The 7,678-nt window shown below is 59.6% G+C and carries 7 protein-coding genes; 6 read left to right on the forward strand and 1 reads right to left on the reverse strand.

The window, feature by feature from the left end; genetic code table 11:
- Nucleotides 1-6: 6 nt before the first annotated feature.
- The 6 genes from holA to Q8L89_04630 all read left to right on the forward strand — a co-directional run bounded on the left by holA (nucleotide 7) and on the right by Q8L89_04630 (nucleotide 4,939).
- On the forward strand, nucleotides 7-1,035 hold the full coding sequence (holA, locus tag Q8L89_04605) for a DNA polymerase III subunit delta (GenBank protein ID MDP1708327.1): 1,029 nt from the start codon (nucleotides 7-9) through the stop codon (nucleotides 1,033-1,035).
- The gene (locus Q8L89_04610) at nucleotides 1,035-2,291 is read left to right on the forward strand and encodes a glutamate-5-semialdehyde dehydrogenase (GenBank protein ID MDP1708328.1); all 1,257 of its coding nucleotides are present in this window, start codon (nucleotides 1,035-1,037) and stop codon (nucleotides 2,289-2,291) included. Before holA ends, Q8L89_04610 begins: the two co-directional genes overlap by 1 nt.
- Before the next feature lie 87 nt (nucleotides 2,292-2,378).
- A complete protein-coding gene (nadD, locus tag Q8L89_04615) occupies nucleotides 2,379-3,014 on the forward strand; it encodes a nicotinate-nucleotide adenylyltransferase (GenBank protein ID MDP1708329.1) in 636 nt (211 codons plus the stop codon).
- Nucleotides 3,015-3,027: 13 nt separating this feature from the next.
- Nucleotides 3,028-3,627, forward strand: a complete 600-nt coding sequence (rsfS, locus tag Q8L89_04620; protein ID MDP1708330.1) for a ribosome silencing factor — start codon at nucleotides 3,028-3,030, stop codon at nucleotides 3,625-3,627.
- Between the two features lie 4 nt (nucleotides 3,628-3,631).
- On the forward strand, nucleotides 3,632-4,099 hold the full coding sequence (gene rlmH / locus Q8L89_04625) for a 23S rRNA (pseudouridine(1915)-N(3))-methyltransferase RlmH (GenBank protein MDP1708331.1): 468 nt from the start codon (nucleotides 3,632-3,634) through the stop codon (nucleotides 4,097-4,099).
- A 360-nt stretch (nucleotides 4,100-4,459) separates the two neighbouring features.
- Nucleotides 4,460-4,939 (forward strand): peptidylprolyl isomerase, encoded by a 480-nt coding sequence (locus tag Q8L89_04630; protein MDP1708332.1) that lies wholly within the window; start codon nucleotides 4,460-4,462, stop codon nucleotides 4,937-4,939.
- A gap of 191 nt (nucleotides 4,940-5,130) precedes the next feature.
- Here the strand turns inward: Q8L89_04630 and Q8L89_04635 are convergent, their stop codons facing one another.
- Nucleotides 5,131-7,173 carry an EAL domain-containing protein gene (locus Q8L89_04635; protein MDP1708333.1) on the reverse strand — a complete coding sequence of 681 codons (2,043 nt, stop codon included), beginning with the start codon at nucleotides 7,171-7,173 and terminating at the stop codon, nucleotides 5,131-5,133.
- Nucleotides 7,174-7,678: the final 505 nt, after the last annotated feature.

Here is a 7,678-nt window from a genome sequence, read left to right on the forward strand (position 1 = left end):
GCCACGATGAAGCTGCGCACCGACCAGCTGGCAGCACGCCTCGCTCGGGGGCTGGCGCCGGTGTGGCTGGTGTCGGGTGATGAGCCATTGCAGTTGGAGGAGGCATGCGACGCGATCCGCAGTGCGGCGCGGGGGCAGGGGTACTCCGAACGCATCGTGTTTCAGGCCGCCAGCAGCTTCGACTGGGGCGCGCTGACGGCGTGCGCACAGAACAGATCACTGTTTGCCGAGCGCAAGCTGATCGAGTTACGCCTACCCACCGGCAAGCCGGGCGAGGTCGGTGCTGCCGCGCTCATACAGTATGCCGCGCAAGCGGCGGGTGACAGCGTGTTGCTGGTCATCTGTCCCAAGCTGGATGCCGCTACTCAGAAAACAAAATGGGTGAGTGCGCTGGATGCGGTGGGCTTGCTGCTCCAAGTCTGGCCGGTTGAGGCACGCCTGTTGCCGGAATGGATCCGCCGTCGGCTGGCTACGCGCGGCATCAAGGCGAGCGACGAGGCTGTCGCGCTGCTGGCAGAGCGCGTGGAGGGCAATCTGCTTGCCTGCGCGCAGGATATCGAAAAGTTGTATCTGCTGCATGGCGCTGCCGAAATTGACGCTGCTGCAGTGGCCGCAGCAGTGGCGGACAATGCCCGCTTTGACATCTATGCGTTGGTAGACAGCGCACTTGCAGGCGATGCTGTGCGCAGCACACGCATACTTGAGAGCCTGCGCGCCGAGGGTGTTGATCCTGTGTTGGCGCTGTGGGCGCTGGCGCGTGAGGTGCGCGCACTGGCGCGGATGGCGTATGATTGCTCCCAGGGCATGGGCGTCGATCAGGTGCTGGCGGGGCACAAGGTGTGGGAGAAACGCAAGGGACTGGTCAGGGCCGGGCTGGTGCGCCACAAGCTGCGCGCATGGCGACACTTGCTGTTGCTCGCCGGGCGCATTGAACGCATCATCAAGGGTGTGCAGGCAGGCAATGCCTGGGATGAACTGCTGAAGTTGGCGCTGGGCATCGGTGGAGTACGACTGTTTACAGGTATGCGCACGTAATGGACATTAAAAACTACATGGCGGATGTTGGCCAGCGTGCCCGTGCAGCGGCACGTCAGATGGCGCGCGCCGATACGCAAGCCAAGAACGCCGCGCTGCTGGCCATGGCCGAAGGCATGGAGCGTGAGAGTGCGGCGCTGTTGGCTGCCAACCGCAAGGATGTCGAGGCCGGGAAAAAGGATGGGTTGGATGCCGCCATGCTCGACCGGCTGACGCTGAATCAGGAGCGGGTTCAGGGCATGGCCGAAGGTCTGCGCCAGATCGCAGCGCTGGCGGATCCGGTCGGCGAAGTCACCGATCTCAAATACCGCCCTGCCGGTTTTCAGGTGGGCAAGATGCGCGTACCGCTCGGCGTGATCGGTATCATCTATGAGTCGCGCCCCAACGTCACTGCAGACGCCGCCGGGCTATGCCTCAAGTCCGGCAATGCCGCGATACTGCGCGGCGGCTCCGAGGCGCTGCACTCCAATCAGGCCATCGCTGCCTGCATACGCGCCGGCTTGCAGAGTGCGGGCCTGCCGCAGGACGCCATACAGGTCATTGAAACTACCGACCGCGCTGCGGTGGGTGAGCTCATACGCATGAAGGACTCAGTCGATGTCATCGTGCCGCGCGGCGGCAAGGGGTTGATCGAACGCATCAGCAACGAGGCCACAGTGCCGGTCATCAAGCATTTGCATGGTGTGTGCCATGTGTATATCGACGACAAGGCCGATATTGAAAAGGCAGTGAATGTGGCCTACAACGCCAAGACCCAGCGCTACGGCACCTGCAATACCACTGAGACGCTGCTGGTGGCCGAGAGCATCGCACCGCGCGTGTTGCCGCAGCTCGGCAAGATGTATCAGGAGGCCGGTGTCGAGCTGCGCGGTGATGCCGCGGCGCGCGCGCAGATGCCGGGTGCCAAGGCCGCAACCGCAGAAGACTGGGATACCGAATACCTCGCGCCGATACTCTCGGTGCGGGTGGTGAAAGACTTGAGCGAGGCGATAGAGCATATCGCGCAGCACGGTTCGGCGCACACCGACGCCATTGTCACCGAGGACTTATCGCACGCGCAGCGGTTTCTGCGTGAAATAGACTCAAGCTCGGTGATGGTGAACGCCTCGACCCGACTTGCCGATGGCTTCGAGTACGGCCTTGGCGCCGAGATCGGCATCAGCACAGACAAGCTGCATGCACGCGGCCCGGTTGGGCTGGAAGGGCTTACCACGCAGAAATTCATCGTGATCGGCGATGGGCATATTAGAAAATAGTAGCGAGGGACGAGCGGCGAGTAGCGAGGTAAAAAATACCGGTCTTTACACGCCCCTCACCACTCGCTCCTCGCCACTGCCTTAACAATGATCGGTATTCTCGGCGGCAGCTTTGATCCTGTGCACTACGGCCATTTGCGGCTGGCTGTCGAGTTGTATCAAGACCTGGGTTTAAGCGAAATGCATCTGATGCCGTGCGGCGTTCCGCCGCATCGAGCACCCCTGGCAGCGAGCGGTGCGCAACGGCTTGCCATGTTGGAGGTGGCAATTGAGGGTGAGCGGGGGCTGATTGTGGATCAGCGCGAATTACAGCGCACAGGCCCGTCGTATACCGTGGATACGCTGACCTCCCTGCGCAACGAACTGGGCAGTATTCCGCTGTGCCTGGTGATGGGCAAAGACGCCTTTCTCGGCCTGCACACCTGGCATCGTTGGCGTGAGCTGATGGGTTTGGCCCATATCGTGGTGGCGGAGCGGCCGGGATGCGACAAGCCGATTGCAGGTGAGGTAGCGCAGATATTCTCAGAACGCCGCGTGGATAGCCCGGCGCCACTCAGCAAGTCAGCTGCAGGCTGCATTCTGCCATGGCCGGTGCCCGCGCTCGATATATCCTCTTCGCGCATACGGGCGCTGTGTGCGGCAGGCAAAAGCATTCGCTATCTGGTGCCGGACGCAGTGAGGGGAATCGTGCAATCGCAACAGATTTACAAACAGTCACAGTGAGGGCAGCAGCATAATGCAAAGGAACCGGTTACAGAGTCTGGTCGTACACACGCTGGATGAGATGAAGGCGCAGGACATCACGGTGCTGGATGTTCATGGCGTGAGTGATGTTACCGATGTCATGGTGATTGCCAGCGGTAGCTCCAACCGTCAGGTCAAGGCCATGGCGGCTGCCGTGGTCGAAAAGGCGAAGGAGCATAAATACCGCCCGCTTGGCATGGAGGGTGAGCAGGCCGGCGAGTGGGTACTGGTGGACCTGGGGGACGTGGTAGTGCACCTGATGCTGCCGCAGGTGCGCGATTTTTATAACCTCGAAAAACTGTGGGGTGATGCCGTACATGGAAGTACCAATGTCGCGAGAGGCAGGAAGCCGGGAGCGACTGTAGCGCAGGCCCATCGTGCTGAGAGCGCGGCAACTGCCGATAAAAATCCTGCCAGGAAAGTCGTGAAAAAATCTGCAACCAAGACTGGGAAAAAGGCCGCGGCTGCCATGGGCCCAGCAGAAAAAAAGAAGTCGGCTACCAGCAGCAAGAAGACAATAAAGCCAAAGCCAGCAAAACCAGTGGCCCACAAGCTGGCCATCGCCAAGCGCAGCCGCAAGATCGGGGAGTAAAGCGCTGCGTATTCATCTGCTCGCGGTCGGAAACCGCATGCCCGCGTGGGTAACCAGGGGCTACGAGGAATACGCACGCCGCCTGCCGCCCGAGTGCCGTTTGCAACTGGTCGAGATCGCCCCCGGGGCACGCACCAAGGGCGCTGATCCTGCGCGCAGCGTACGCGACGAAGGCGAGCGCATGCAGGCCGCGATTCCGAAGGATGCCCTGGTGATTGCGCTTGATGTGGGCGGTGTGCAGTGGGCTACCGAAAAACTGTCGCAACAACTGGAGCAGTGGCTGGGCTGTGGGCGCGATATCGCGCTACTGGTGGGCGGGCCCGACGGCCTGAGCGAGGCCTGCCGCAAGCGCGCTGATCAGGCATGGTCACTCTCCAAGCTTACCCTGCCGCATCCACTGGTGCGAATTGTCCTCGCCGAACAGATTTACCGTGCGTGGAGCATTCTCAAGAAACATCCCTATCACCGCTAAGGCTCTTTACTTTGGCAGCCCTGATTCTTTAGATCTGCCAAATCGGAGAGTCTGTCTGAAAGGCGTTGTTAACCATCAGCCCTCAATTAACGTAATTGCTATCAATTTTCTTCGTTGCATATGACGTGACAGGAGTAACCTCAACATGATTTTACCCGCTTTCGTAGCCATGTATCAGCTTCCGGGTTGGTCGTTGTTCGAACGCCATTGGGCTCATCTGACCGAGATGGCTGCGCAGGCGAAGTATTGCTGTAGTCTTGATTAGTATGGTTATTTCCCACAAAAGCGTTTTCGGCGGGGGCAGGGTTGGGTTATAGTAACGCGCTTACCGTATATTCTCAGACGACAAAAGGAACCCCCATGAAAACTGCCGACGACATGGTTGTGACGCTGAACTACACGCTCACCGACGACAGCGGAACCGTGCTAGACAGCAGTGCGGACGGCATGCCGCTGAGCTACCTGCATGGCCATGGCAACATCATCCCGGGTCTGGAACGCGCGTTGGAGGGGACAGATGTGGGCTACAAGTCACAGGTGACAGTGCCCGCCGTGGAAGGCTATGGCGAGAAAGACCCCAAGGCCGTGTTCGAGGCGCCCCGGGATCAGTTTCCGCCAGATATGGATATCGCCCCCGGCATGCTGGTAACTTCCGAGGACGGGAAAGCCCCGCTCACGATCGTGGAGATCACTGACAGTGTGGTGGTGCTGGACGGTAATCACCCGCTGGCGGGCAAGACGCTGCATTTCGATGTAGAGATCGTCGATATTCGCGCCGCGACCGAAGCAGAGCTGACCCACGGCCACGCACACTCCGGCGACGGCCACCATCACCATTAAATAACTCTGGAACTCTTGATTACTGATAAGTCAATAAGTAAGACTACAGTCACACCCTGAAGTAATGTAGCCTTGCTTTGTGACTCCTGATTAACTCAATAAAGCGCCGCCGGGATAAATCCGGTAGCGGAGAAATACCTGTTACTGCAAACGGGCGTGCCTGGCTTGTTCAGACGGTGCAGTCTCATGCGTTAACTTGTTGATCTCTGGCCGGGCTTCGATGCGGATGACGTTATCCCCAGAAGCAGGGTTTCGAATTTCTCCGTCGGCACCGGCCTGCTGAACAAATAGCCCTGCATCTCGTCACAATGGTGCGCGCTGAGGAAGGATTTCTGTCCCTCGGTTTCGACCCCCTCGGCGATCACCGTGAGTCCCATACCGTGCGCCATGGAGATGATGGTCTTGGAGATTGCCGCATCATCCGGATCGGTGGTGATGTCGCGCACGAACGACTGGTCAATCTTGAGCGTGTCGATCGGGAAGCGCTTCAGGTAGGCAAGCGATGAATAGCCGGTGCCGAAATCGTCGATAGACAACCTCACCCCCATCGCTTTGAGCCTGGTCAGCGTGTCGGTGGCCGCCGCCACGTTCTGCATAATCTGGCTTTCAGTCAATTCCAGCTTGAGATAGGCGGGGTCGAGGCCGGTTTCCTTCAGTATCCCCGCCACCACCTCGACCAAATCCGGCTGCGTGATCTGGCGTGCCGAAAGGTTGACCGCGATGTACACGGGCTGGAGCCCGGCGCTCTGCCATGCCTTGTTCTGTGCGCAGGCGGTGCGCAGCACCCATTCGCCGAGCGCCACGATGAGGCCGCTTTCCTCGGCCACGGGGATAAATTCCGCCGGTGAAATCCAGGCCCCGTGAGCATTTGGCCAGCGCAGCAACGCCTCGGCGCCGACGATCACGCTCGCGCCCGACTCGATGGTGACGATGGGTTGGTAATGGAGCGCAAACCCGTCCTGCTCGAAGGCGCTCCGCATTTCTCTCTCCATGGTCAGCCGCTGCTGCGCCCGCATATCCATGTGCTCGGCGAATATTTGGGACTGGTTGCGGCCGAGCTTCTTGGCGCTGTACATTGCCATGTCAGCGTGGCGCATCAGCGTCTCCACGTCTTGCCCGTGATCGGGGTAGATGGCGATGCCGACACTCGCTGTGATACGAAGCTTGTGCCCCGCGATCTCGATGGGCAGGGCGGTGGCATCAATCAGCTTCTGTACCATCCCGGGCAGATCAGCGTTGGGCTGGATGCCGGGTAAACTCAGGACGAACTCGTCGCCGCCGACGCGTGCGATGGTGTCGCCTTTGCGCAGGCAGGCTGCCAGACGCTTCGCCACGGTCTGCAGCACCTGGTCGCCGACGTGATGGCCCAGGGAATCGTTAATGATCTTGAAGTCGTCGAGATCGATAAAAGCCACAGCGAGCTGATTACTGAGGCGCTCCGCCGAAATCAGCGATTGCCTGATCCGATCCTGTAGCAGCACACGGTTGGGCAGGCCCGTCATGGCGTCGTGGTAGGCCATGTGTTCTAGTTGCTGATCGGTGCGGCGTTGTTTCTCGTGTTGCAGTCTCCTGATGATCCCGTCGGCGCGGCGGACGATCAAGAACAGGATGCCATAGAGCAGGGCCAGCACTGCGGACACGCTCAGGATGACGGAACGCTGTTTATATGTGATGTTCTCGAGCAGGGGTGTGACGTCGGCATAGATCTCGAACACGCCTTCGATAGGCGCGCCTGCGTTGCGACGTATCGGGACGTAACTGGATAGCACATCGCGATTCTCGATCTGCTGCTCGAAGGCGCTGAACGTGTCGCGGTGAGTCAGCTCGCTCATTGCCCGTCCTTCAAGTGCCCCGATAAAACCAAAGTTGGTGCTTTTGTCCTGGCCGATCTGTTCAGGCTCCGTCGAAAACAGCGTGCGACCGCTGGGCGCGTAGACTTTCACCTTGATCACAGAGGTATTGCGCATCTCCTCAAGCACCTTCTGGTGCAGCTGGGCGATGTCGGGATGAAGCCTCAGGGCACCGGCGTCGAGTCGCGCCGCTTCTTCAGAAAAGCCGCGGAACTGCGGCCAGATGGTATTTGAGAAAATATGGGTCAGCGTAACATTGCTGCTCTCGCCCAGTTCAAGCAGATGCTGCACCGCATAACGCTGGTAGAGCGCGCCGAGGATAACTGTCGCCAGCACCACCGAGATCAGGCTCGCGATCGAAAAATAGCGCAGCAGCCGAAACATGATACCCCCGCGTCACGCGCCCCGCCAACCATGGCTCACCCAGGCTGCTTGAAAACTCCAATACTGCATACTATCCAGTGCAATATGGCAATGCAATGGCGGAATGTTCCGCCATTGCGGGCCAAAGAGAGTGAAGCCGTGCGGCAGCAGGCAAGGCACCAGGCGGCATCGCGCAATGTTTCCGTGAATCTCCGTCGCCGCAGGCAGGTGACTTACGGCTCATCAACAACAATATCTGCTGTCTTGCAGCCGAAGAGGCTGCATAATATACTCGCAAAGGTTGTGTCAATTGAGCCCGATATCGAAGTGAAAAAGTGGCTGCGGTGACAAGTACCCAGGCTGACTGGGTTTGTACATTTTGTGCCGCCTTACTCACGGCCGGGTTGATGTTATTTTCGTTGCCAAGCCTGTCAGCGGAAGCTGCCGGCAAGTATGACCCGCCGCCGAACCTGCTCGAAGGCCATCAACTCGTGGAGGCGCTGCGGGCAGGCGGCTACGTCATCTA

Source organism: Gammaproteobacteria bacterium (assembly GCA_030680605.1).
GTDB lineage: Bacteria > Pseudomonadota > Gammaproteobacteria > SURF-13 > SURF-13 > JAQBXX01.